This is a genomic window from Thioclava sp. SK-1 (genome assembly GCF_001705665.1).
Classification (GTDB): Bacteria; Pseudomonadota; Alphaproteobacteria; order Rhodobacterales; family Rhodobacteraceae; genus Thioclava.
In genome coordinates this window covers 80,111-104,250 of the sequence record NZ_MDHA01000044.1, presented here as the reverse complement: position 1 = coordinate 104,250, position 24,140 = coordinate 80,111, and the positions used below count along the sequence as shown (strand labels likewise).

Here is a 24,140-nt window from a genome sequence, read left to right as displayed (position 1 = left end):
GAGCCAGCTATGGCTGACCAAAGCCCCCTGATACAGCTTGGCCTTGTCGGGCTTGGCACGATTGCGCGAAATCAGCATCTGCCGTCTATCGCGCAGGTGCCGCAATTGCAGCTGACCGCCGTGGCCAGCCGCAATGCGACATTGGATGGCGTGGCCCATCATCATGATATTTCCGCGTTGTTGGCGGCGCATCCGGATGTGGCGGCGATCACGCTGTGCACGCCGCCGCAGGGGCGGTTTGATCAGGCCGCGCAAGCATTGGCCGCCGGGCGTCATGTGATGTTGGAAAAGCCACCCGGCGCCTCTGTCTGTGAGGTGCAGGCCTTGCAGAAAATCGCGAAAGATGCCGGTGTGACGCTGTTTGCCACATGGCATTCGCGCGAAGCTGCCGCTGTGGAAGAGGCACGGCGGATCTTGTCGCGCGCCACCATCACCGGCGTTGAGATTACCTGGAAAGAGGATGTGCGCCACTGGCATCCGGGGCAGGAATGGATCTGGCAGCCGGGCGGTTTGGGCGTGTTTGATCCGGGTATCAATGCCTTATCAATTCTGACGCGGATTTTACCGCAACCGGTGCATGTCACCCAGGCGATGTTGGAAGTGCCGCAAAATTGTCAGGCGCCGATTGCGGCGCAGATGGAAATGCGCATGGCCTCTGGCGCGCCTGTATCTGCGGTATTCGATTGGCGCCAGACCGGGCCGCAGACATGGGATATCGTGGTGCGCGCGCAGGGCGCTACGGTCACGTTGCATGATGGCGGCGCGCGGCTTGTGGTGGATGGCGCGGATGTGATCACAGCGCAGGATCAGGAATATCTGCGCCTGTATCAACAGTTTGCCGCCTTAATCGCATCGGGGCAGTCCGATGTGGATGTTACGCCGCTGCAACTGGTTGCGGATGCGTTTCTATTGGGCAAAAGAACCGAGGTCGAGGCCTTCCATGACGCCTAGACCGCAGGTTCAGATCTTTGGGCATCTGCCCGATGGTCGGGCCGTAGAATGTGTGACATTGGCGTTGGACAATGTGACGGTGCGGATCATGACCTTTGGTGCGGCTGTTCAGGCGCTGCTATGCCCTGATGCAGATGGCGTGGTCGATGATATCGTGCTGGGCCATGATACTTTGGATGGATATCTGGCGCATCGCAGCTTTTTTGGTGCGACGATTGGTCGTGTGGCCAATCGGATTGCCGGGGGACAGGTTGTCGTGCAGGGACGGCACCATGATTTGTCACGAAATGAGGGCACGACCTGTTTGCATGGCGGGGCGCAGGGGTTTGATCGCAGGCTGTGGAAGCTGCTGGATCACAGCGCCACACATGTCACGCTGAGCCTGACCAGCCCCGATGGGGATCAGGGTTTTCCCGGTCAGGTGGATTTGCAGCTGACATATGATCTGCGTGCGGCCGATCCTGATAAGGGCGGCGGTGTGGTGCTTGGCCTGTCCTATGTCGCGCAGACCGATGCACCAACCCCGCTGGCGTTGACCCATCACAGCTATTTTGCGCTTGCGGGCGGGCGCGCGCTGGCGGCCCGACCCAAATCCGCCTTAGAGATGCAGATCACCGCGCCTGCGGCACGATATTTGCCTGTGGGTCCGGATTTGATCCCGCATGCGCCCGCGCCTGTTGGGGCGACGCCGTTTGATTTTCGTAATATGCGTCAGCCTCTTACCGCCATACGCAGCGGGCTGTTGGCGGATTATGATCATTGCCTGTGTTTGGACGAAGGCTGGCTGCGGTTGTGTGATCCCGGCTCTGGTCGTTGCCTGCATCTGCAAACCGATCAGCCCGCCGTGCAACTTTATACCGGTGGGCAATTGTCGGGGGCTGTGAGCGGTAAGGGGGGCCGGGCCTATCGGGCACATGATGCGCTGTGCCTAGAGCCGCAGCCATGGCCCAATGGAATGAATATGCCCGCCCATTGGGGCGCGCCTGATATGATCTATGGGCCGCACCGGCCCTATAGCCAAAAGATGCAACTGCATCTGTTTGCGCAAGGCCGGCAGGTTTAAGCCCACGCCCCGACGCGTCTGGCGTTGATGAAATTTTATGCAATTTTGCGGGTTCAAACCGGTGACGCGGCGCGATGGGCTGCAGTTGTCTTGACGTGTTGTGCGGATCATGTCCCGATGTCCCTGACCGATTGGTCAAAAATGCCCCTGTCTGGCCGTGGTGCTTTGTGCTTGTGCTGTCGCAAACGGATGCCGGTTGGGCCGGGGGTGCATATCACGGCGCTTGGGCGCCGATCCCGATAAGGAGAGACCTATGCCAGCCGTCGCCCAAAACCTTCGCATCAATCCCCAACGCCTGTGGGACAGCCTGATGCAAATGGCGCAGATCGGTCCGGGGATCGCGGGCGGCAACAACCGCCAGACATTGACCGATGAGGATGCCCAGGGCCGTGCACTGTTTCAAACATGGTGCGAAGAAGCGGGAATGGTGATGGGTGTGGATCAGATGGGCACGATGTTTGCCACCCGTGCAGGCGAAGATCCTGATGCGTTGCCGGTCTATATGGGCTCGCATTTGGATACACAGCCGACAGGCGGGAAATTCGACGGCGTGCTTGGGGTTTTGGGCGCTTTGGAAGCGGTGCGCACGATGAATGATCTGGGGATCAGGACGAAACACCCGATTGTTGTGACCAATTGGGCCAATGAAGAAGGGGCGCGGTTTGCGCCTGCTATGTTGGCCTCGGGCGTGTTCGCGGGGGTGCATACGATGGGCTATGCCTATTCGCGCCGCGATCTGGAGGGTAAGACATATGGCGAGGAACTGGAGCGGATTGGCTGGAAAGGGGATGAGCCTGTGGGCGCGCGCAAAATGCATGCCTATTATGAGCTGCATATCGAACAAGGGCCAATCCTTGAAGCGCAAGCGCGTGATATTGGCGTTGTGACCCATTGTCAGGGGCTGTGGTGGTTGGAATTTACCCTGACCGGCAGAGAGGCCCATACCGGGTCAACACCGATGGCGATGCGGGTCAATGCCGGGCTTGCGATGGCGCGAATTTTAGAGATGGTGCAAGAGGTCACTATGGGTGAGCAACCTGATGCCGTCGGCGGTGTCGGGCAGATGCAATTTGCGCCCAATTCGCGCAATGTCTTGCCCGGATCGGTGGTATTCACGGTGGATATTCGCACCCCCGATCAGGCAAAGCTGACCCGGATGCGCGCCGCAATTGAGCGGGCGGCCGAAGCGATCTGTGAGGATCTGGGTGTGGGCTGCACGGTGGAGGCGGTGGGACATTTTGATCCTGTGACATTCGCGCCCGATCTGGTGGAGGCTGTGCGCACCGCCGCGCAGCGTTTGGGGTATAGCCATATGGATGTGGTGTCCGGCGCAGGGCATGATGCATGCTGGGCTGCAAAAATTGCCCCGGCGACGATGATCATGTGCCCATGTGTGGAGGGTATTTCGCATAACGAGGCGGAAGAGATTTCGCCACAATGGGCTGCGGCGGGCACGGATGTCTTGTGCCATGCCGTGTTGGAGACGGCGGTGATCATCGCGTGACGAGGCGCGGATTGCGGCCTGCGTGTCCTTAGGGGGCCAGCCCCCTTTTGGCGCCAAGCCGCCAATTCACCCCCGGGATATTTCAGGCAAGATGAAAGTGGACAGTGGTTTGGGATGTGATGATCTTTGCGCCGTTTTACCGGGGGTGAAATTGAGACCTAAGATTTTAAGAGACAATATAAGGGGCATGCGATGACCACAGTGATCAAGGGCGGCACGGTTGTGACTGCGGATTTGACCTATGAGGCGGATGTATTGGTGGAGGGGTCGCAGATTATAGCGATTGGCCCGGAGTTACAGGGCGACACCGTTCTGGATGCGGCGGGATGTTATGTGATGCCCGGTGGTATTGATCCACATACGCATTTGCAAATGCCATTCATGGGAACATATTCGGCGGATGATTTTGGGTCTGGCACCCGGGCGGCTTTGGCGGGCGGCACGACGATGGTGATTGATTTTGCGCTGCCCGACCCGGGGCAGAGCCTGCTGGATGCGCTGAAGCTGTGGGACAATAAGTCGGCACAGGCGCATTGTGATTACTCATTTCATATGGCGATCACCTGGTGGGATGAGCAGGTGTTCAATGAGATGGAGGAGGTGACAAAGCGGGGCATCAACACGTTTAAGCATTTCATGGCCTATAAAGGCGCGTTGATGGTCAATGACGATGAAATGTATGCGTCGTTCAAACGTTGTGCTGAGCTGGGCGCTATTCCTTTGGTACATGCGGAGAACGGGGATGTGGTTGCGGAATTGCAAGCCAAGCTGATGGCTGAAGGCAATTGCGGCCCTGAGGCGCATGCCTATTCCCGTCCTCCGCAGGTGGAGGGGGAGGCGACCAACCGGGCCATTATGATTGCGGATATGGCGGGGGTGCCGCTGTATGTGGTGCATACATCGTGTGAGGAGAGCCATGAGGCCATTCGCCGCGCCAAGATGCAGGGCAAGCGGGTTTGGGGAGAGCCGTTGATCCAGCATCTGACATTGGATGAAAGCGAGTATTTCGACAAGGATTGGGATCATTCTGCCCGTCGGGTGATGAGCCCGCCGTTCCGCAACAAGCAGCATCAAGACAGTCTTTGGGCGGGGCTTTCGTCTGGGTCATTGTCTTGCGTGGCGACCGATCATTGTGCCTTTACCACGGATCAAAAGCGCTTTGGGCTTGGGGATTTCAGAAAAATTCCCAATGGCACGGGCGGGTTGGAAGATCGCTTGCCGATGCTTTGGACCTATGGGGTGAGCACGGGCCGGATCACGATGAATGAATTCGTGGCAGTGACATCGACCAACATCGCAAAGATTTTGAATTGCTACCCGAAGAAAGGTGCGGTTTTGGTGGGATCGGATGCGGATTTGGTGGTTTGGGATCCGCAGGCGCAAAAGGTGATATCGGCAAAAGATCAACAATCTGCCATTGATTACAATGTGTTTGAGGGGAAATCCGTGACAGGTCTGCCGCGGTACACATTGACCCGCGGTGTTGTCGGTTTTGCCGATGGCCAGGTTGTAGCACCCGAGGGGCATGGGCAATTTGTGGCCCGTGATCCGGGCATGTCGGTCACGCGATCCCTGTCGACATGGAAGGCACTGACCGCCCCGCGCCCGGTGGAGCGTTCGGGCATTCCCGCAAGCGGGGTGTGAGCCAGGGTCACAAAGGCGTGACGCAGTTTGGCGTTTCAATTCGGTCGGTTTCTATGAAACATGGGGGCATCAGATTGTAATGAACATGTGGTGCCATGACTTTTCGACAACCGATGATCGCAAGATCGATAGCCGTTCTTTTGATGGCAGTCTTGTGCCTGCCTGCGCTGCGGGCGGGTGCCCAGACATCGTCAAGTGCCCAGACATCGCCAAGTGCGCAAACAACAGCAGAAGCGCCCGCAGCAGATAGTAAATCCAATCTGGATCTGTTGCTGGACGTGATTGAGAATGATCAAAGCCGCGCGGCATTGATTGATGAATTGCGTGCAGCCCAGGGCCGCGGCGATGATAATGTGCATAGTGCTGATCAGGTGGCCGATTCCGCTGTGACGGCCCTGGCCCCGCAGGGCGTTGCCACCCCGCCTGAGACCCTGTCATTCGGGCGCCGTATTGCATTGATCACCCAAAGCGTTGCCGAAGGCACGGCACATCGATTGACCTCTACCTGGGGGCAGTTACAGCAATCCCCCGCCGTGTTCGATGGGTTGAACGGGTCCGAGGTCAGCGTGCTTTTGGAGGCGTTGAAAGAGCTGGCGCTGATCATCGTGACCACGGTTGTCGTCTTTCTGATTTTGCGCCGGATGGGGCGGTCGATCTATGCCCGAATGGGCGCATCGGCAAAAGAGGGCGGCGTGGTGCGCACGGTGGCGTTGTTTTGTGCGTCGGCCTTGATTGATGCGTTGCTGGTCGTGGTGGCCTGGGCTGTCGGCTATCTTGTGGCAACGTTGGTTTTGGGCAATTTCGGCCAGATCGGTATCCGGCAAACGCTGTATCTGAACGCATTCCTTTTGGTGGAGCTTGTAAAGGTCGTGATCCGCATGGTCTTGTCGCCTTCGGCGCGGAATTTGCGGCCGTTGCCGATTTCAGACACAGGTGCATCCTATCTGACATCGCGGTTGAACCTGATGGTCGGCTTGGTGGGGTATGGCCAGCTGTTGATCGTGCCGATCATCAATTCCAACGTATCTGCCGCCGGTGGGCGTGCGATATCCGCGCTGATTGCGGTATTGGTTGTGGCCATTGCGGCCTGGCTGGTGATGCGCAATCGCAAGCCGGTGGCGCAGTGGCTGGCCCGTGGTGGCCAAACCCAAACCGAGGAAGAGGCACAGGCTGAACTGGCGCGTGACGCCCAAAAAGATCTGCCACAAGACAGCACACCCGATGAATTTCCGCAGGCCCAACCGCACTCTGGTCCCAAGCGCGGCTCATTCGATTGGATATCACGGCATTGGCATTGGGCGGCGATGGCCTATCTGGGCCTGATGCTGGTTCTGGTGCTGTCAAGCGGAGATGCGGCGTTTCAAAGTCTGATTGCCTCTGGTCAAGTGTTGATAATGGCCATTGTCGGCGTTGCTGTGTCAGGGATCTTGACGCGGATTATGGTGCGCGGCGTGGTCCTGCCCGACAATCTGACGGCGCGTTTGCCGCTGTTGGAAAGCCGGTTGAACCGTTTTGTTCCCAAGGCGCTGTTTGTGTTGCGGTTGGCGATCTTTGTGCTGGTGGTGGTGTTTGCGATGAACGCGATCAGCGTCATTGATCTGAAAGCCTGGCTGGCCAGCCAGATCGGGCTGCGTTTGACCAGTACGATCTTCTCGGTTGCGATGGTTCTGCTGGTGTCTTTTGGGATCTGGGTGGCGATGACCAGCTGGGTCGATTATCGCCTGAACCCAGAGTTCGGTTCGGTGGCGACATCGCGCGAACAGACCTTGCTGACATTGATGCGCAACGCCGCCACCATTGCACTGGTGATCATCACCTTGATGTTCGTTCTGTCAAAGGTGGGGCTGGATATTGCGCCACTTCTGGCCTCCGCCGGGGTGTTGGGCTTGGCCATCGGCTTTGGCGCGCAAAAGCTGGTGCAAGACATTATCACCGGCATTTTCATCCAGTTTGAAAACGCCATGAATGTGGGGGATGTTGTCACCGTTGGCGGTACGACAGGCGTGGTCGAGCGTCTGACGATCCGTTCCACCAGCCTGCGCGATGTGTCGGGCGTGTTTCATGTTATCCCGTTTTCCTCGGTCGATATGGTCAGTAACTATATGCGCGACTTTGGCTATTTCGTCTGCGATATGGGCGTGGCCTACCGTGAGAATATCGAGGATGTGAAACAGGCCATGCTGGACGCGTTTGACGAGCTGCGCGCAGATCCTGAACATGCCGCAAACATCATGGCGGATTTGGAATGGTTCGGCGTGAACAGCTTTGGCGATAGTGCGGTGGTCTGCCGGGCGCGGATCAAATGCGTTCCGGGCAAACAATGGGGAGTGGGTCGTGCCTATAACGGCGTGCTTAAGACCGTGTTTGATGCGCGCAATATCGAAATCCCCTTTCCGCATCAGACGATTTATCTGGGCGAGGCAAAGGACGGCAAAACCCAGCCATTCCATGTGACGATGGACACGCAGGAGGGCGCAGCGCAAACCTAAGCGTGATCGCCGTCAAGACCAAGGCAAACAGCCGCATCTTATCGGGTGCGGCTGTTTCATTTTGCACCGATTTGCAGGCCGTGCGTTTGCAACTGGCCCCGATTGCGGTAAGCACGGGGAAACCTGTAGCAAAGGGCTTCTTAATGTCTGTTTCCATGCTTTCGACTTTCGTAAAGCCGATGCACCCCGAAGGGCGCAAGTTCGTCGCGATTTTTGCCGCCATTGCCCTGATCTTATTTTTGATCTGGGAGCCGCTTGGCTGGGTCGGTGTTGGGCTAACCGTTTGGTGCTACTATTTCTTCCGCGACCCAGAGCGGGTGACACCCGTGCGTGAAGGGCTGATGGTTTCGCCTGCGGATGGCGTTGTGTCCTTGTTGGAACCCGCCGTGCCGCCTGCGGAGCTGGGTTTGGGGGATCTGCCATTGACCCGCGTGTCGGTGTTCATGAATGTGTTCAATTGCCATGTGAACCGTTTGCCCTACGCGGGCAAAATCACCCGTGTGGCCTATCGTGATGGGAAATTTTTGAACGCATCTCTTGATAAGGCCAGCTCTGAGAATGAGCGCAACGGCCTTGCGGTGCAGATGGAGGACGGGCGCTCATATGGTGTGGTGCAGATCGCAGGGCTTGTTGCGCGCCGCATCCTATGCGAGGTCAAAGAGGGTCAGCAACTGCTGTCGGGGGAACGGTTTGGCCTGATCCGGTTTGGCTCACGTTTGGATATTTACCTGCCTGAAGGGGTTCATCCGCTGGTCTGTATCGGACAAACCATGGTCGCGGGTGAAACCGTTTTGGCCGACATGCGTTCTGATGAAGAGCCCCGCAGCGGCGGCATTCGCTAAGCTCAGACCCCGGCGCTGCGTTTAAACCCTATGCGCAGCGCATTTTTTGCGGCCAGCCCCGAAAGGACAGCCCATGCCGAGTTCAGATCCACACCGGTCCAAACCGGACCGGATGCCCTTTATTCAGCTTTTGCCGAATTTGGTGACGATTTCGGGGATGTGCCTTGGGCTGACCTCGATCCGGTTTACGATGGTTGACCGCTATGAAACCGCTGTGATGCTGATTGTATTGGCTGCGCTGATTGACGGAGTTGACGGATTGATTGCGCGCCGCCTGAAGGCGACATCGGAATTTGGCGCCGAGCTGGACAGCCTGTCAGATTTCCTGTGCTTTGGTGTGGCGCCTGGGTTGCTGGTCTATCGGTTTGCCCTGGGGGAGACGAATTCACTTGGCTGGGTCTTTGTGCTGGTCTTTGCAGCGGCGGGATGTCTGCGCCTTGCGCGGTTTAATGTGATGCGCGCCGAACCGGATTCGATGCATCATTTCACCGGCGTGCCCGCGCCTGCGGGGGCGGGGCTGTGTCTGTTGCCGGTGTTCCTGAGCTTTGCTGGAATTGTCGATGTGCGTGCCGCGCCGGTGCTTGTGGCACTTTGGGTCGGCTTTGTCGGGATGTTGATGATTTCGCGGATCCGAACGTTCAGCCCGAAATCCTTGCGCGTGCCGCGTTGGGCTTTTGCGCCAATGTTGATGGGCACGGTGATCGCCATGGGGCTGATGTTCAGCCGGTTTTGGCTATTGCTGGTGATCGTATCGCTGATCTATCTGGCGATGTTGGTGCCGCCGATGATCAAATCCAAAGGCCGGCTGTTGTAATCACAGTTTGCGCAGCGGTCATGCCCGCCCTTGTGCGGGCGAACCCGCCTGGGTTACGGTAAACCTATATCTATTTATTTGCCATGTTCTGGGGGCGATATGCGTTATTCGCGGCGGGTCTTTTTAACAACATTGTCGGCTACGGCATTGTGTGCTGCGACGCCTTCGTTTGGGGTGACGCGCGCTGTGTCGTCGTTGATCGCCGCGGCCAATTTGGGCGGCGATGTTAGCTTTGTCGTGGCTGATGCGCGCACAGGGCAGGTTCTGGAAAGCAGCAACGCGGGCAAGCCAATGGCACCCGCGTCCACCGCGAAGGCGCTGACCTCTATTTATGCCCTAGAGACATTGGGGCCCGATTTCCGCTTTTTGACCCGGTTGGTGGCGACCGGGCCGGTTGTGAATGGCGTTATCCAAGGCGATCTGATCCTGGCTGGCGGTGCTGATCCAACGCTGTCGACAGATGATCTGGGCGCAATGGCAGCCGAACTGACAAGCACCGGCGTGCGCGGCATCACGGGCAAGTTTCTGATCTGGGCAGGGGCGATCCCCTATGCCGCGCAGATTGACCGCGACCAACCAGAATATGTTGGCTATAACCCCGCGATTTCCGGGATGATCCTGAATTATAACCGCGTGCATTTTGAATGGAAACGTGCGGGATCTGGCTGGGCGGTGGGCATGGATGCGCGGGCGAAACGCTATGTGCCGCGCGCCTATACGATGACCATGAGCGTGGCCAATCGTGACGCGCCGTTGTTCAGCTATTCCGACCGTGGAGGCAAGGAAAACTGGACCGTGGCGCGCAGCGCGCTGGGGCGTGGCGGCTCGCGTTGGTTGCCCGTGCGCCACCCCGAGACCTATGCAGCAGACGTGTTCCAGACCCTGGCGCGGGCGCAGGGTTGCCCCTTGCCCACGCCAGAGGTGGTGCGCAATATGCCCGGCGGCACGGTTCTGGCCAGCCATGTATCGGATAAGCTGCCGGTGATTTTGGCCGATATGCTTAAATATTCCACCAATATCACTGCGGAGGCCGTGGGCATGACCGCCAGCGCAATGCTGGGCGCGAATGCACGGCTTGGTCGCTCTGCCGGGGTGATGAGCGATTGGTTAAGCCAACGCGCCGGGGTCGGATCAGCGGCATTGGTGGATCATTCGGGATTGGGCGGGGATGGCCGGATTTCTGCGATGGATATGGTGCAGGTGCTTCTGCGCCTGGGGCAGCAGCGCGGCCTGCGGTCTTTGATGAAACCCGTAAAACTGCGCGATGAGACTGGCAAATTCCGCCAAAGCCAATCCCTGAAGATTGATGCGAAAACCGGGACGTTGAATTTCGTATCTACTTTGGCGGGCTATATGACGGCGGCAGATGGGCGCGAGCTGGTCTTTGCGATTTTCACCGGTGATTTAAGACGTCGCGCACAGGCTAAGAAAGTCGACAAACCGCAGGGGTCAACCGCCTGGGTGCGGCGGTCGAAGATCTTGCAAAGCCAGCTGTTGGAACGCTGGGGCACGTTGTAGCGCAGCCTACAGCGTCATATGACGGGCGCGCGCACCCCATTCAATAGAGGCGGCGTGCAGGCGGTCAATTGCCAGCTCGCTGCGGATTTCTTCTAACATACGCAATTCCGTTTGCATCAATGTGCCATCGGCGGCGGCAACATCACAGGCCAGCGCGTAGGCGGTTTCAAACAGCCGATCGGGCAATGTGTCCCGCACAAGGCCGAACAGCGCATCAATTCCGTCCTCTTCTTCAAACAGCGAATAGACCGATGTGGCGACCGCGCCGATCCGGTCAGTGTCATAGCTGCCAAAAATGGGCATGTGATTGACCATCCGCTCAATCGCCAGAAGTTCGGATGTGGTGATATTCTCATCCGAGGCAGAGACGGCCACCATAACGGCAATCAGGGCATCTTGTGGTGAAAGCGAAGGCAGGGTGTCTGGCACGTTAGGCATCCTTATAAACGTCTCTTTTGGTTCGGCATGGGGCCGTTTCAGCCAAGAGTTATTGACGATCCCTGCGCCGTTCAATAGGGGAGGCACAACAGGGGGCACAATGCGCCCCTTTTTGCCGTTATCCTTTTGCCCTGACACCCGATGAGGTATGTTATGACGACCCTGCGCGATGCTGCGATGAAATCCAAGGCCTGGCCCTTTGACGAAGCGCGCCGGGTGCTTAAACGCTATGAAAAGGCGCCGCCCGAAAAGGGCTTTGTGCTGTTTGAGACCGGCTACGGCCCATCGGGTCTGCCCCATATCGGCACATTTGGTGAGGTAGCGCGGACAACCATGATCCGCCGCGCCTTTGAGGTGATTTCCGATCTGCCGACCAAACTGATCTGTTTTTCGGATGATATGGATGGGATGCGTAAAATCCCATCGAATGTGCCAAATCAAGAGCTGCTTAAGGCCAATGAGCAAAAGCCGCTGACATCGGTCCCTGATCCGTTTGAGGAATACGACAGCTTTGGCGACCACAACAACGCGATGCTGCGCCGATTTCTGGACACGTTTGGCTTTGATTATGAATTCTACTCGGCGACCGAGTTTTATAAGACGGGTCAATTCGACACGGTGCTAAAACGTGCGGTCGATCATTATGAAGACGTGATGAAGGTCATGTTGAAGTCCCTACGTGATGAACGTGCGGCGACCTATTCGATCTTTTTGCCGATCCATCCCGAAACCGGGCGGGTTTTATATGTGCCGATCAAATCGGTGAATAAAACCGATTACACGATCACTTTCGACGATGAAGACGGGCGCGAATGGACGTTGCCTGTGACCGGTGGCAATGTGAAATTGCAGTGGAAGCCGGATTTTGGTGCACGCTGGGCCGCGCTGGATGTCGATTTTGAGATGTATGGCAAGGACCATTCCACCAATACGCCGATCTATGACCGGATCTGTGAAATCCTTGGCGGCAAGAAACCAGATCATTTTACCTATGAGCTGTTCTTGGATGCCAATGGCGAAAAAATTTCTAAATCCAAGGGCAACGGCCTGTCGATTGATGAATGGTTGACCTATGCATCGACCGAGAGCCTGGGCTATTTTATGTTTCTTAAGCCCAAGACCGCCAAGCGCATGCATTTCGATATTATTCCCAAGATGATGGATGAATATCACCAACAGCTGCGCGCCTATCCGGGGCAAAGCGTGGATCAGCAGTTGAACAACCCGGTGTGGCATATCCACGGGGGTAAGCCGCCGGAATCGAAAATGGTGGTGCCGTTTTCGATGTTGCTGAATTTGGCCTCGGTCGCGGGTGCATCGGATAAGGACGGGCTGTGGGGCTTCATCAAACGCTATGCGCCAGATGCCTCGCCTGAGGCCAACCCTGATTTGGATCAGGCTGCAGGTTTTGCGCTGCGCTATTTCGATGATTTCGTGAAGCCGACCTTGCAGTTCCGTGCCCCTGACGACAAAGAGCGCGCGGCCCTTGAAGATCTGGTTGCCGCTCTGCGTGATCCAGCCGCAGCCGTGGCGCAAATTGCCAAGAAAAACGCGATGGATGGCAAGGAAGAGGCTGCGCCCGAAGCCGATATGACATCGGATGATTTCTTGCAAACGGTGGTGTTTGCGATTGGCAAGAACCACGGCTTTGAAAACCTTCGCGACTGGTTCAAAGCGCTGTATGAGGTGCTGTTGGGGCAGTCGCAAGGGCCGCGCTTTGGCGGGTTTATTGCGCTTTATGGTGTAGATGAAACCGTCGTTTTGATTGAGCGTGCCTTGCAAGGTAAGCTGGCAGTTTAACCAATTTGCGATGATTTATTTTTAAAAAACGCCTGGAAAGCAATGTCTTGTCGGGCGTTTTTAATGTGTTGCACTAACCATAGGTCGGTCCGGATAGGAAATATTTAACCTTTGCGCCCAGCCTGCGAGCCAAGGTGGCAAAAGATCTTCGTAAGACGTTTGGCTGGACCGTCCCAGAGCGCGTTTGGCGGGTGATGCCACGGCTTTGTCAAAAGAGGTTAGGGCATGAATAAGGTTATCACCGATGGGCTGGCGCTGATGCCGCCGGGATTTTCGCAAGGTTTGGATCTATGGTCCAAAGAGAATGGCACCGCCGGGTCTGCGACCTATGCCAATGATGCGAATGCGGCGGTCGTGGCGGCGGATGCGGATTTCGGATCCTGCCTTGAGCTTTACAAAACCGCATCAACGCAAAAGCTGCGCTACATGGGGCAGACGCCGATCCTGCCCGGTGTGTATTTGCAGATTACGGCGCGGGTGAAAGCGGTGAGTGGCAATTTGCCTTCGGTTCGGATTGCGGGCTATGCGATGGATGGATCGAGCCATGTCAGCGGATTGACCGAGATTGGCAACACCGTGAGTTTAGACAGCTATGGCACAGTGGTCACGGTGCGCGCGATTGTGGGCACCGGCACGCGCGGCGGCGTGGACATGCCCTGGGGCGTGGGGCCGGCCTATGGGTTCTTTGGTCTGGACCTGACAGGGCAGAACGGCGGCGTGGTGAGGATCGACGATCTGGTGATCGAAGATATCACGCAGGCGTTTTTGCGCGATATGATGGATTGGGTTGATGTGCGCGATTTCGGCGCCGTGGGCGATGGAAGCACCGATGACCGTAGGGCATTCTTGGCGGCCGATGCGGCGGCGGGGGGGCGCCAGATCGTGGTGCCCGAGGGGGAATATTACCTTGGCAGCACCGTGTCCATCCATGCGCCGATCCGGTTTAGCGGCACAGTCACAATGCCTGTTTCGGCCCGTCTGGCCCTGACCCACAGTTTTGATTTCCCCACCTATGCCGCGGCGTTTGGCGATGAGGAGCTGGGGTTTAAAAAGGCGCTTCAGGCGTTGTTTTCCTATACGGATCACAACGTTTTGGACCTGAAAGGGCGCCGTGTGGAACTGTCTGGCCCGGTGCGTATTTCAGAAATTGCACCGGATCTAAGCGCGTTTTCCAACCGTCGGGTGCTGCAAAACGGGCAGTTCAACGCGATTGCCGGCGCGGAATGGGAGGATGTGGTTGTTACCTCGCAGGCGAGCTATGCGACCGGTCAGGAGCGGCAGCTGACCGATGTTGCCAATATTGCCAATATCGCAGTGGGGTCGCGGGTGACCGGAACTGGGGTTGGCCGGGAAGTCTATGTGAAGGCGGTCAATGTCGGGGCGGGCTCTTTGACGCTGTCGCAGCCGCTGCATGGCGGGTCAGGCACGCGCAATTACACCTTTACGCGCAACCAATATATCCTTGATTTCAGCGGCATGGATAAATTGGACCGGTTCAATATCGCGAATGTCGAGATGTTGGGAAACGGGGTCGCGAGCGCGATTATGCTGGCGCCTGACGGGCAGATGTTTCAGATCCGTGACAGCTATATCACCCATCCCAAAGACCGCTGCATTACCTCTATCGGGCGGGGGTGTCAGGATTTGCTGGTGGATGGATGCCAGATGCTGTCGGATGAACAAAACACGCTGGCGCAGAACCGCAGCTCGGTTGCGATCAATGTCAATGGAAATGACAGCAAGATCCGCGACAGCCGGTTCGTGCGTTTTGGCACGACCTTTGTGATGAACGGATCGGGGCATTTGATCGTGGGAAATCATTGGTTTCAGGGCGATAACAGCGATAATGGATCGCGCGTGGCGGGGTTGGTCTTTACGCAGCCCAATGTGCAATCCGCCGTCACAGGCAATTATATCGACAACAATGTCATTGAATGGACCAATGAGCATGACGCGACCCCCGATTTTGGGGTGGAGTTCAGCTTTGGCGGGCTGACGATGACAGGGAACACCTGTATTTCATTGGATTCAGCGACGTGGTTTACGTTTTTATCGGTAAAGCCCTATGGTTCGGGCCATTTTCTGCAAGGGCTGGTTGTGTCCAACAACGTGTTCAAATCGCTGAATGGCACGATTGATCGCATTGAGAAGGTGGACACCACATTTGCTGATCTGGACCGATCGCGGATGCGCAATGTGATTTTTGAGGGCAACACCTATAATGGGATCAGCAAATTTACCGCCAGCCCGGTGTTGCTGGAGGTCAATCAGGCCTCGGCGCAATCGGTGTGGACGGTGCAGGCGAGCGATTATTTGCCCTTTGACGGTTGGGCGCGCAATGTGGAGAGCATCGTGGCAGAGGGGATGATTTCCAATGCCGGAAACGGTCGGGTGATGGCAATGCCTTATGTTGCGGTAGAACAAGGGTCGGGCAGGCAGAATGTCACGCTGAATTGGCCGGAGGCTGCAAAGGGCCGGGTGCATGTGCGGGTGCGGATGGATAATCCGACCTAAGGTGCAACAGAGGGCAGGTCCTGATCTGTCAAATGCCAGCTGCGTCCGAACCCGCCATTCAGATTGGCATCCACCGGGCGCAGCTCAATGAAAGAAAAGTCAGGCAGGTCGATATAGAGCTTGGATTTCGGATGATCGGCCAGCCAGCGATCGCGCAGGCTGGGCGCCATCGCGTCCATCGGATCCAGCCAATGGGCGGTCACGCGCAGGCTTAGCCGGGGATGAAACAGCGGATCGCCCTTTGGGGCCACATCACCCAATAACAGCCCTGCACGCGGATCGGCCTGTAGGGCTTTGGCATGGGTGGCCAACCCGGAGATCAACGTCCATAGCCCGCCTTGCGGCCCCGGTCCCAAGGCAATCCGTGTGACTTGCGGATGCCCTGTGTCCGGATCAAGCGTGCCAAGCGATCCAAACCGTGCCCTGTCTATCAGCTGCGCCGCCAATGCGCGGGCCTCATCATCTGTTGCGGTCAGTGGTGTCATACGATCTGGCAATTGGCGATCTGGCATTTGGCGCGCCCTTTAGGACATTTCTTTCTTTCACTGTAGCGCGTTCTTCCCTTGGGGCAAGATGACAAAAAAGCGCCGAATCAACTCATGGGTGCGTGGGGTGTGTCGGTCGCGAATGCTGCGTAGCAGCATTAACCTACAGGACATAAAAATTAACATGATGTTGCGGACCCATGCCGTTATGTTCATGCCTGTAACAGGCAACGGCTTGAAATAAAGTATCAAATTGCTCGTTATATTCACAACATTAACAAATTTATACCCATTTTCGTCAATAAATTTACAGAAAAAATCAATACCAATAGGGGGTTACATGATCATGACTGTGCGGTTTACACTGAGCTGGGGAAGAGCGTTACCGGGACCTCCGGGCGCTGGACGCGGCAGTCGCCGCAAAAGAACATTGAGGGAGGAGACGCCATGTCCACTCAGGAAAAGCACAGTGATGCGCCGATGATGCGTGACATTCCGGCCGGGTTCGAAAACGCACATGCCGATACCGCAAAATATCGCGAGATGTATAAAGAGTCGGTCGAAAACCCAGAGGCATTCTGGGGCCGTGAAGGCAAACGTCTGGATTGGATCACACCCTATACCAAAGTGAAGAACACCGATTTCACCTTTGGTCATGTGTCGATCAAGTGGTTCGAAGACGGTGTGCTGAACGCCAGCGTCAACTGTGTGGATCGGCATTTGGCGACGCGCGGCGATCAGACGGCGATTATCTTTGAACCCGATGAGGCAAGCGACCCGGCACAGAATATCACCTATAACCAGCTGTCCGAAAACGTGAACCGGATGGCAAATGTGCTGTTGTCGCAGGGGGTTATGCGTGGCGACCGCGTGGTGATTTATCTGCCGATGATCCCAGAGGCGGCCTATGCGATGCTGGCCTGTGCCCGTATTGGTGCGATCCACTCTATTGTTTTTGCGGGCTTTTCGCCCGATGCTTTGGCGAACCGGATCAATGATTGCGGTGCCAAGCTGGTGATCACCGCCGATACTGCACCGCGCGGGGGACGGCGCACGCCACTGAAAGGAAATACCGATCTGGCACTTTTGCATTGCTCGGATAAAGTGCGTTGCCTTGTGGTAAAACACACTGGTGATCAAACCACTTGGATCGATGGGCGCGATGTCGATGTAAAAGCCATGATGGCGCTTGCATCGCCAGAATGCCCGCCGCGCCCGATGAATGCCGAAGACCCGCTGTTTATTCTGTATACTTCTGGCTCGACCGGGAAACCCAAGGGTGTTGTGCATTCGACCGGCGGCTATCTGACCTATGCGGCGATGACGCATCAATATGTGTTTGATTATCATGACGGCGATGTTTTCTGGTGTTCAGCCGATGTGGGTTGGGTCACGGGACACAGCTATATCGTCTATGGTCCCTTGGCCAATGGCGCGACGACGGTGATGTTTGAAGGCGTGCCGACCTATCCCGATGCGGGCCGCTTTTGGGCCGTATGTGAAAAGCACAAGGTCAATCAGTTCTATACCGCGCCAACCGCGATCCGCGCATTGATGGGGCAAGGCACGGAATGGGTTGAGAAATACGACCTGTCAGATATGAAGGTTCTGGGCACTGTCGGGGAGCCGATCAACCCAGAGGCCTGGACGTGGTATGATAAGAATATCGGCAAAGGCAAATGCCCGATTGTCGATACATTCTGGCAGACGGAAACCGGCGGCCATATGCTGACACCGCTGCCCGGTGCGACCCCGACCAAGCCGGGTTCGGCCACGCGGCCGTTCTTTGGCGTGAAGCCGGTAATCTTGGATCCGCAGACCGCAGTACGGCAGGATGAAACCCAGGCCGAGGGCGTGTTGTGTATCGCGGATAGCTGGCCGGGGCAGATGCGCACCGTCTGGGGGGATCATGAACGGTTCCAAGAGACCTATTTCAGCCAATACAAAGGGTTTTATTTCACCGGAGACGGCTGCCGCCGTGACAGCGATGGCTATTATTGGATCACGGGCCGGGTTGACGATGTGATTAACGTGTCGGGTCACCGGATGGGCACGGCAGAGGTTGAATCCGCTTTGGTGGCGCATCAGGCAGTGGCAGAGGCCGCGGTTGTTGGCTTCCCGCATGAGATCAAGGGCCAGGGCATCTATGCCTATGTCACTTTGATGAATGATGCCGAACCCTCTGACGCGTTGCGCAAAGAGCTGGAGACATGGGTGCGCACTGAAATCGGCCCGATTGCCAAGCCTGATGCGATCCAATGGGCGCCGGGCCTTCCAAAGACCCGCTCTGGCAAGATCATGCGCCGGATTTTGCGCAAAATCGCCGAGAATGACACCGGTTCTATGGGGGATATCTCGACTTTGGCGGACCCGTCGGTGGTCGCAGAGCTGATCGACAATCGGTTGAACAAAGGATGAGCGATTTGGCAGGAAACGTGACCACCAAACCCGCCGTTTTGATCCTTCTTGGCCCGCCTGGGGCCGGGAAGGGCACACAGGCCCGCAAATTGGAAGATCAGTTTGGGCTGGTGCAATTGTCCACCGGTGACATGCTGCGCGAGGCGGTGGCCAATGGCACGCCGGCGGGGCTTGCAGCCAAATCGGTTATGGAGGCCGGCGGTCTGGTCAGCGATGAGATCGTGCTGGCGATCTTGCGCGATCGGCTAAGCGCGCCTGATACCAAGGCCGGCGTAATCCTGGATGGGTTCCCGCGCACGGCCGGGCAGGCCGAAGCGCTGGACAGCCTGTTGGCCTATAGCGGCCAAAACGTCACGGCGGCGATTGCGATGGAAGTCGACGATGAGGCCATGATTGCCCGCGTTGCAGGGCGTTACACCTGTGCGGGCTGTGGCGAAGGCTACCATGATGATTTCAAGCAACCTGCAGCTGCGGGAGCTTGTGACAAATGCGGCGGCACGGAATTCAAGCGCCGTGCCGACGATAATGCCGAAACTGCGCGCAATAGGCTGCAGGCCTATCATGCGCAGACGGCACCGCTGATTGCCCATTACAAGGCACTTGGCAAGCTTGAGGCAATTGATGCGATGGCCTCCATCGACGAGGTTGCCTTGGGTCTGGGAACGATCGTTACGCGCGTATCGTCCCAGTAGATCGCATAAGCCCCGCATATGGTTGAGGAGCCATATGCGGGCGGTTTGATCTGATTTTGGGGAGGGGCAGGGCCTGTCACGGGGCCTGTCACAGGAGGAAATCAATAAGGGAGTGCACCCTATGGATGACACATCATCGTCCAACGCCTATTGGAAGGCGAATATCCGCACGATTCAGATCTTTTTGGTGATCTGGTTCGTTTGTTCCTTCGGCTTTGGCATCCTGCTGCGTCCGATGCTGTCCGGCATCGGAGTCGGTGGGACTGACCTTGGCTTTTGGTTCGCCCAGCAGGGCTCTATTCTCGTGTTCCTCGTGCTGATCTTCGCCTATGCGGCGCGGATGAATAAGCTCGACCGTGAACATGGCGTAGAAGAATAAGGGAGGCAAGTAAGACCTATGGATCAGTTTACCCTGAACCTGCTGGTGGTCGGTGCAACCTTTGCGCTGTATATCGGCATTGCGATCTGGGCCCGTGCCGGGTCGACCGCAGAATTCTACGCCGCCGGCCGGGGTGTTCACCCGGTTATGAACGGGATGGCCACCGGCGCTGACTGGATGTCGGCGGCATCGTTTATCTCAATGGCGGGGATCATCGCCTTTGGTGGGTTTAACACATCTGCCTATTTGATGGGTTGGACCGGCGGCTATGTGTTGCTGGCGATGCTGTTGGCGCCCTATCTGCGTAAATTCGGCAAATTCACCGTGCCGGAGTTTATCGGCGACCGGTTCTATAGCCAAACAGCGCGGACTGTGGCCGTTGTGTGCCTGATCATCGCGTCGGTCACCTATGTGATTGGTCAGATGACAGGGGTCGGCGTTGCGTTCTCGCGCTTCTTGGAAGTGTCGAACGAAACCGGCCTGTTCATCGGCGCGGCCATCGTCTTTATGTACGCGGTTGTGGGCGGCATGAAAGGCATCACCTATACGCAGGTGGCGCAATATGTCGTATTGATCGTGGCCTATACGATCCCTGCGATCTTTATCTCATTAGAGCTGACGGGCAATCCGATCCCGGGCCTTGGCCTGTTCTCGCAGACGCAATCGGGACAACCGCTGTTGACCGAGCTGAACGGGCTGTTGGTTGATCTGGGCTTCTCGAATTACACCGAGCAGACAGATACCACGTTGAACATGTTCTTGTTCACCTTGTCGCTGATGATCGGCACTGCGGGGCTGCCCCATGTGATCGTGCGGTTCTTCACCGTGCCAAGCGTGGCCGATGCCCGGGTTTCTGCTGGTTGGGCGCTGGTGTTCATCGCCTTGCTGTATCTGACGGCCCCTGCCGTGGGTGCGATGGCGCGTTTGAACCTGATCAACACTGTCTATCCGCAAGGTGTGGCCGAAGCACCGCTGGCCTATGAGGCGCGTCCTGACTGGGTCAAGAACTGGGAACAGACCGGTCTGTTGAAGTTTGACGATAAGAACGGCGATGGGCTGATCCAATATGTGGCAGATGATGCGGCCAATGAATTCACGGTGAACCGCGACATCATTACCTTGGCCAACCCTGAAATTGCGAACCTGCCCGGTTGGGTGATCGCATTGGTTGCGGCAGGTGGTCTGGCGGCCGCATTGTCCACGGCTGCGGGTCTGTTGATGGCGATTTCATCGGCTGTGTCGCATGATCTGATCAAATCGCAGATCAACCCGTCGATCTCGGAAAAAGGTGAACTTCTGTCGGCGCGTATCGCGATGGCAGTGGCGATTGCGGTTGCAACATGGTTGGGTCTGAACCCGCCCGGATTTGCGGCGCAGACGGTGGCCTTGGCCTTTGGTCTGGCGGCAAGCTCGATCTTCCCGGCACTGATGATGGGGATCTTCTCAAAGCGGATCAACAACACCGGTGCGGTGGCTGGCATGTTGTCAGGCCTGATCGTGACGCTGATCTATATTTTCTTGCATAAGGGCTGGTTCTTTGTCGCGGGCACCGCAAGCTTCTCGGATGCAGATCCGTTGTTGCTGTCGGTCAAATCGACATCCTTTGGTGCAGTGGGTGCCTTGATCAACTTTGTCGTCGCCTTCGTGGTGTCGGGTATGACCAAGGAAACCCCACAAGAAATCCAGGATCTGGTGGAATCCATCCGCGTGCCAAAAGGCGCTGGCGCGGCTGTAGATCACTGATTTTGTTTTGCAAAACCGGGATGGGCTGTGCAGCAATGCATGGCCCATTCTTTCCCCCAGCCACCTTTTCCCTATAGGAGAGCCGATTATGGACACGCTGTCGCCCGTTCTCGCGTTTTTGGAAGGTGTGCATCCCTATGACGCCCTGCACAGGGACGAGCTGACGCGGGTCGCCGGTTCCTTTCTGCGCATGGAGGTGCCTGCCGGCGCCACCATTTACCGCCATGGCTTACCGCTTGACGGGCTGTATCTGATCCAGTCGGGCGGAGTGGAAGTCACTGACCCCAATGGCGCCCTGGTGTCCATTCTTGGGCCGCGCAATTCCTTTGGTGAGCGTGGGCTGATGCGCGACGGGTTGGCTGTGACAACGGCGACCGCCTGCGAAGATTGCGTGTTGCTGCTGTTACCCGCCGCCGTGTTTCACGGGCTGGTGCAGCGGGCAGCACCGATGCGGCGTTTTTTCACGCGTGCGCGCGGCGGTAATCTGCGCAAGGGCTCTGATCTGGCAACGACGAAACTGTCCGATCTGTTGTCGCGTGACCCTGAAAGCTGCACAGCCGATACCACTGTGGTCGATGCCGCGCGCAAGATGCGAGACCTGAAAATATCGTCCCTGGGCGTTTGCGATCGCGATGGTATGTTGTTGGGTGTGATCACGCAGCGCGATATGTCCAACAAGGTGGTGGCGGGGAATTTCCCGCCCTCGGCAAAGGTGGGCGCGATCATGACCGCCGATCCGGTCACACTGGCGCCGCATGCGCTGGGATCGGATATCTTGCATGTGATGCTGGAAAACCGCATCGGACATTTGCCGATTACGGATCACGGGCGGTTTGTGGGCATGATCACCCAGACGGATTTGACGCGGTTTCAGGCGGTGTCTTCGGCGGTGCTGATCCGCGATGTGGCCCAGGCCCGGACCGTGCATGATCTGGCGCAGGTCACGGCGCTGATCCCGCAATTGTTGGTGCAGCTGGTCGCCAGCCATCAAAGCCATGAGGTCGTTACACGGTTGATCACCGATATTGCCGATGCCGTCACGCGGCGTTTGCTGGTCATGGCGCAGGCGGAATTGGGCGCGCCACCGGTGCCGTGGCTGTGGCTGGCTTGTGGATCGCAGGGGCGGCAAGATCAGACCGGGGTGTCAGATCAGGACAATTGCATGATCGTGGATGATGCGGCCACGCCGGAGGATATGATCTATTTCCAACAATTTGCCCAGATCGTTTCAGAGGGGCTGAACGCCTGTGGCTATGTATATTGTCCGGGCGATATGATGGCGTCTAACCCGCGCTGGTGTCAGCCTTTGCACGTGTGGCAAGGGTATTTCCGCAACTGGATCGCCACGCCCAGCACCGAGGCGCAGATGTTGGCCTCAGTCATGTTTGACCTGCGTGCCATTGGCGGGCCAGCGCCGTCGCTTTTTCATGATTTGCAGGCGCAAACCTTAGAAACCGCATCGAAAAATTCGATATTCGTGGCGCATATGGTGGCCAATAGCCTGACCCACACACCGCCCCTGGGCCTGTTGCGCGGCTTTGCCACCATCCGCACTGGCGAGCATCGCAACCAGATCGATCTGAAACATAACGGGGTGGTGCCGGTGGCGGATCTGGCGCGGGTCTACGCGCTGCGCGGCCGCATCACAGAGGCCAATACGCGCAATCGGCTGCAAGCGGCGGAAGATTTCGGTGTTATTTCGGATTCGGGCGCGCGCGATCTTATCGAAGCCTATGATTTGATTGCAGGAATGCGTTTGGAAAATCAGTCGAACCTGATCCGGTCAGGTCGGGCGGCGGATAATTTTCTTGCGCCCTCGGATCTGTCAGATTTTGAACGCTCGCATTTGCGGGACGCGTTTGTCGTGGTGCGCACGATGCAAGGCGCGCTGGGGCATGGCCGTGTTTTGTGAGCCGTGCGATGGAAAGGATATAGGATGATTACGGATTTTATCGCGATGCTCAGTGCCGGTGTTCTGGCAGGTTTGGTCATGTTTGCCGTCCGTCATGCGATGCGCAGATGGCTGGGTGCCAGCGTGCCGAAATGGATCACGCCTGCGGTCGCGGGGGTGACAATGCTGGGCTACACGATCTATGCGGAATATACATGGTATCCGACGATGCGTGCAGCATTGAACGATGATGTGGCCGTCGCCATCGCCGTACAAGACAGCAATTGGTGGCGTCCGTGGACCTATGCGGTGCCGGTCACAACGCGGTTTATGGCGTTGGATCAGGGGCGGATCACCGATAGCGCGTTGCCGCAGACCGAATTGCTGCTGGTGAAACGCTGGGCTCCAGTGCAGGCGGTTCCGGTTGCCTTTGATTGCGCGGCGCATCGGCGTGCGGATTTGATCGGGGGGGCGGCGCTGCGCGATGGTGATCTGACCGGCGGGTCATGGGTGACGGTGGGTGTTGATGACCCGGCGCTCGCGCTGGCCTGTGGCGGCCAGGAGCAAACCCATGGCTGATCCACGCCACGTTTTGATCATTGAAGATGAGGATAATATTGCCATCGCGTTGGATTATCTGATGACGCGTGAGGGCTTTACTCATGACCGGATTGCCACCGGCGCCGGCGCGGTGGAGCGTATTCGTGGCACTCGTCCTGACCTTGTGTTGCTGGATATCATGCTGCCTGAGGTGTCAGGGTTTGAGATTTGCCAGCAGGTACGGGCCGATCATGGCTGTGACCGGGTTAAGATTTTGATGATGACCGCGCGCGGTTCAGCGATGGAGCGGCGCAAGGGCCTGGCCCTTGGGGCGGATGGGTTCATCGCAAAACCCTTTGATCTGCAAGAACTTCGCACAGCTGTGCATGAGATGCTGGACCGGGAGGGCGCGTGA

19 protein-coding genes are annotated in these 24,140 nt (G+C 57.3%); 17 read left to right on the top strand and 2 right to left on the bottom strand.

What is annotated here, in order from left to right; translation table 11 throughout:
- Positions 1 to 9: 9 nt before the first annotated feature.
- The 8 genes from BFP70_RS10670 to dacB all read left to right on the top strand — a co-directional run bounded on the left by BFP70_RS10670 (position 10) and on the right by dacB (position 10,825).
- A complete protein-coding gene (locus BFP70_RS10670; protein WP_066011561.1) occupies positions 10 to 951 on the top strand; it encodes a Gfo/Idh/MocA family protein in 942 nt (313 codons plus the stop codon).
- Entirely contained in the window at positions 941 to 2,014 is a 1,074-nt protein-coding gene (locus BFP70_RS10665) for an aldose epimerase family protein (protein WP_066011560.1), read from the top strand. Before BFP70_RS10670 ends, BFP70_RS10665 begins: the two co-directional genes overlap by 11 nt.
- A 253-nt stretch (positions 2,015 to 2,267) precedes the next feature.
- Positions 2,268 to 3,518: a Zn-dependent hydrolase gene (locus BFP70_RS10655; RefSeq protein ID WP_066011558.1), complete on the top strand. Its 1,251-nt coding sequence runs from the start codon at positions 2,268 to 2,270 to the stop codon at positions 3,516 to 3,518.
- A 192-nt stretch (positions 3,519 to 3,710) separates the two neighbouring features.
- Positions 3,711 to 5,162, top strand: coding sequence for a dihydropyrimidinase (hydA, locus tag BFP70_RS10650; RefSeq protein ID WP_066011557.1), 1,452 nt, complete (start codon positions 3,711 to 3,713; stop codon positions 5,160 to 5,162).
- A gap of 113 nt (positions 5,163 to 5,275) precedes the next feature.
- On the top strand, positions 5,276 to 7,651 hold the full coding sequence (locus BFP70_RS10645) for a mechanosensitive ion channel domain-containing protein (RefSeq protein ID WP_066011556.1): 2,376 nt from the start codon (positions 5,276 to 5,278) through the stop codon (positions 7,649 to 7,651).
- A 143-nt stretch (positions 7,652 to 7,794) separates the two neighbouring features.
- On the top strand, positions 7,795 to 8,493 hold the full coding sequence (locus BFP70_RS10640) for a phosphatidylserine decarboxylase (protein ID WP_066011742.1): 699 nt from the start codon (positions 7,795 to 7,797) through the stop codon (positions 8,491 to 8,493).
- 73 nt (positions 8,494 to 8,566) lie between these two features.
- Positions 8,567 to 9,307 carry a CDP-diacylglycerol--serine O-phosphatidyltransferase gene (gene pssA / locus BFP70_RS10635; protein WP_066011555.1) on the top strand — a complete coding sequence of 247 codons (741 nt, stop codon included), beginning with the start codon at positions 8,567 to 8,569 and terminating at the stop codon, positions 9,305 to 9,307.
- 99 nt (positions 9,308 to 9,406) lie between these two features.
- Complete coding sequence (dacB, locus tag BFP70_RS10630; protein WP_066011554.1) at positions 9,407 to 10,825, top strand: D-alanyl-D-alanine carboxypeptidase/D-alanyl-D-alanine-endopeptidase; 1,419 nt, start codon at positions 9,407 to 9,409, stop codon at positions 10,823 to 10,825.
- A 6-nt stretch (positions 10,826 to 10,831) separates the two neighbouring features.
- On the opposite strand, the gene BFP70_RS10625 is transcribed toward dacB, so the two are convergent.
- Complete coding sequence (locus tag BFP70_RS10625) at positions 10,832 to 11,254, bottom strand: tellurite resistance TerB family protein (protein WP_066011553.1); 423 nt, start codon at positions 11,252 to 11,254, stop codon at positions 10,832 to 10,834.
- Between the two features lie 162 nt (positions 11,255 to 11,416).
- Here BFP70_RS10625 and BFP70_RS10620 point away from each other — a divergent pair, with 162 nt between their 5' ends.
- Together BFP70_RS10620 and BFP70_RS10615 are read left to right on the top strand one after the other, a co-directional pair.
- On the top strand, positions 11,417 to 13,063 hold the full coding sequence (locus BFP70_RS10620; RefSeq protein WP_066011552.1) for a lysine--tRNA ligase: 1,647 nt from the start codon (positions 11,417 to 11,419) through the stop codon (positions 13,061 to 13,063).
- Positions 13,064 to 13,288: 225 nt separating this feature from the next.
- Positions 13,289 to 15,577, top strand: coding sequence for a glycosyl hydrolase family 28-related protein (locus tag BFP70_RS10615; RefSeq protein WP_066011551.1), 2,289 nt, complete (start codon positions 13,289 to 13,291; stop codon positions 15,575 to 15,577).
- Here BFP70_RS10615 and BFP70_RS10610 read toward each other — a convergent pair.
- The gene (locus tag BFP70_RS10610; protein WP_141693175.1) at positions 15,574 to 16,062 is read right to left on the bottom strand and encodes a HugZ family protein; all 489 of its coding nucleotides are present in this window, start codon (positions 16,060 to 16,062) and stop codon (positions 15,574 to 15,576) included. The genes BFP70_RS10615 and BFP70_RS10610 overlap by 4 nt on opposite strands.
- Before the next feature lie 447 nt (positions 16,063 to 16,509).
- On the opposite strand from BFP70_RS10610, the gene acs reads away from it, so the two are divergent.
- From acs to BFP70_RS10575, 7 genes are all read left to right on the top strand, one after another.
- Complete coding sequence (acs, locus tag BFP70_RS10605) at positions 16,510 to 18,480, top strand: acetate--CoA ligase (protein ID WP_083217450.1); 1,971 nt, start codon at positions 16,510 to 16,512, stop codon at positions 18,478 to 18,480.
- Positions 18,477 to 19,172, top strand: coding sequence for an adenylate kinase (locus BFP70_RS10600; RefSeq protein WP_066011550.1), 696 nt, complete (start codon positions 18,477 to 18,479; stop codon positions 19,170 to 19,172). The genes acs and BFP70_RS10600 overlap by 4 nt, the downstream gene beginning before the upstream one ends.
- Before the next feature lie 121 nt (positions 19,173 to 19,293).
- Positions 19,294 to 19,551 carry a DUF4212 domain-containing protein gene (locus BFP70_RS10595; RefSeq protein WP_066011549.1) on the top strand — a complete coding sequence of 86 codons (258 nt, stop codon included), beginning with the start codon at positions 19,294 to 19,296 and terminating at the stop codon, positions 19,549 to 19,551.
- Between the two features lie 18 nt (positions 19,552 to 19,569).
- On the top strand, positions 19,570 to 21,294 hold the full coding sequence (locus BFP70_RS10590) for a sodium:solute symporter family protein (protein WP_066011548.1): 1,725 nt from the start codon (positions 19,570 to 19,572) through the stop codon (positions 21,292 to 21,294).
- A gap of 88 nt (positions 21,295 to 21,382) precedes the next feature.
- A complete protein-coding gene (locus tag BFP70_RS10585) occupies positions 21,383 to 23,206 on the top strand; it encodes a DUF294 nucleotidyltransferase-like domain-containing protein (protein ID WP_066011547.1) in 1,824 nt (607 codons plus the stop codon).
- Positions 23,207 to 23,230: 24 nt separating this feature from the next.
- Complete coding sequence (locus BFP70_RS10580) at positions 23,231 to 23,764, top strand: hypothetical protein (protein ID WP_066011546.1); 534 nt, start codon at positions 23,231 to 23,233, stop codon at positions 23,762 to 23,764.
- Positions 23,757 to 24,140, top strand: coding sequence for a response regulator transcription factor (locus tag BFP70_RS10575; RefSeq protein WP_066011545.1), 384 nt, complete (start codon positions 23,757 to 23,759; stop codon positions 24,138 to 24,140). Before BFP70_RS10580 ends, BFP70_RS10575 begins: the two co-directional genes overlap by 8 nt.

What these genes read in the sequence shown, in the direction of transcription:
- BFP70_RS10670 (WP_066011561.1), top strand. Translation starts at nt 10, where the DNA reads ATGGCTGACCAAAGCCCCCTGATACAGCTTGGCCTTGTCGGGCTTGGC.
- BFP70_RS10665 (WP_066011560.1), top strand. Translation starts at nt 941, where the DNA reads ATGACGCCTAGACCGCAGGTTCAGATCTTTGGGCATCTGCCCGATGGT.
- BFP70_RS10655 (WP_066011558.1), top strand. Translation starts at nt 2,268, where the DNA reads ATGCCAGCCGTCGCCCAAAACCTTCGCATCAATCCCCAACGCCTGTGG.
- hydA (WP_066011557.1), top strand. Translation starts at nt 3,711, where the DNA reads ATGACCACAGTGATCAAGGGCGGCACGGTTGTGACTGCGGATTTGACC.
- BFP70_RS10645 (WP_066011556.1), top strand. Translation starts at nt 5,276, where the DNA reads ATGATCGCAAGATCGATAGCCGTTCTTTTGATGGCAGTCTTGTGCCTG.
- BFP70_RS10640 (WP_066011742.1), top strand. Translation starts at nt 7,795, where the DNA reads ATGTCTGTTTCCATGCTTTCGACTTTCGTAAAGCCGATGCACCCCGAA.
- pssA (WP_066011555.1), top strand. Translation starts at nt 8,567, where the DNA reads ATGCCGAGTTCAGATCCACACCGGTCCAAACCGGACCGGATGCCCTTT.
- dacB (WP_066011554.1), top strand. Translation starts at nt 9,407, where the DNA reads ATGCGTTATTCGCGGCGGGTCTTTTTAACAACATTGTCGGCTACGGCA.
- BFP70_RS10620 (WP_066011552.1), top strand. Translation starts at nt 11,417, where the DNA reads ATGACGACCCTGCGCGATGCTGCGATGAAATCCAAGGCCTGGCCCTTT.
- BFP70_RS10615 (WP_066011551.1), top strand. Translation starts at nt 13,289, where the DNA reads ATGAATAAGGTTATCACCGATGGGCTGGCGCTGATGCCGCCGGGATTT.
- BFP70_RS10610 (WP_141693175.1), bottom strand. Translation starts at nt 16,062, where the DNA reads ATGACACCACTGACCGCAACAGATGATGAGGCCCGCGCATTGGCGGCG.
- acs (WP_083217450.1), top strand. Translation starts at nt 16,510, where the DNA reads ATGTCCACTCAGGAAAAGCACAGTGATGCGCCGATGATGCGTGACATT.
- BFP70_RS10600 (WP_066011550.1), top strand. Translation starts at nt 18,477, where the DNA reads ATGAGCGATTTGGCAGGAAACGTGACCACCAAACCCGCCGTTTTGATC.
- BFP70_RS10595 (WP_066011549.1), top strand. Translation starts at nt 19,294, where the DNA reads ATGGATGACACATCATCGTCCAACGCCTATTGGAAGGCGAATATCCGC.
- BFP70_RS10590 (WP_066011548.1), top strand. Translation starts at nt 19,570, where the DNA reads ATGGATCAGTTTACCCTGAACCTGCTGGTGGTCGGTGCAACCTTTGCG.
- BFP70_RS10585 (WP_066011547.1), top strand. Translation starts at nt 21,383, where the DNA reads ATGGACACGCTGTCGCCCGTTCTCGCGTTTTTGGAAGGTGTGCATCCC.
- BFP70_RS10580 (WP_066011546.1), top strand. Translation starts at nt 23,231, where the DNA reads ATGATTACGGATTTTATCGCGATGCTCAGTGCCGGTGTTCTGGCAGGT.
- BFP70_RS10575 (WP_066011545.1), top strand. Translation starts at nt 23,757, where the DNA reads ATGGCTGATCCACGCCACGTTTTGATCATTGAAGATGAGGATAATATT.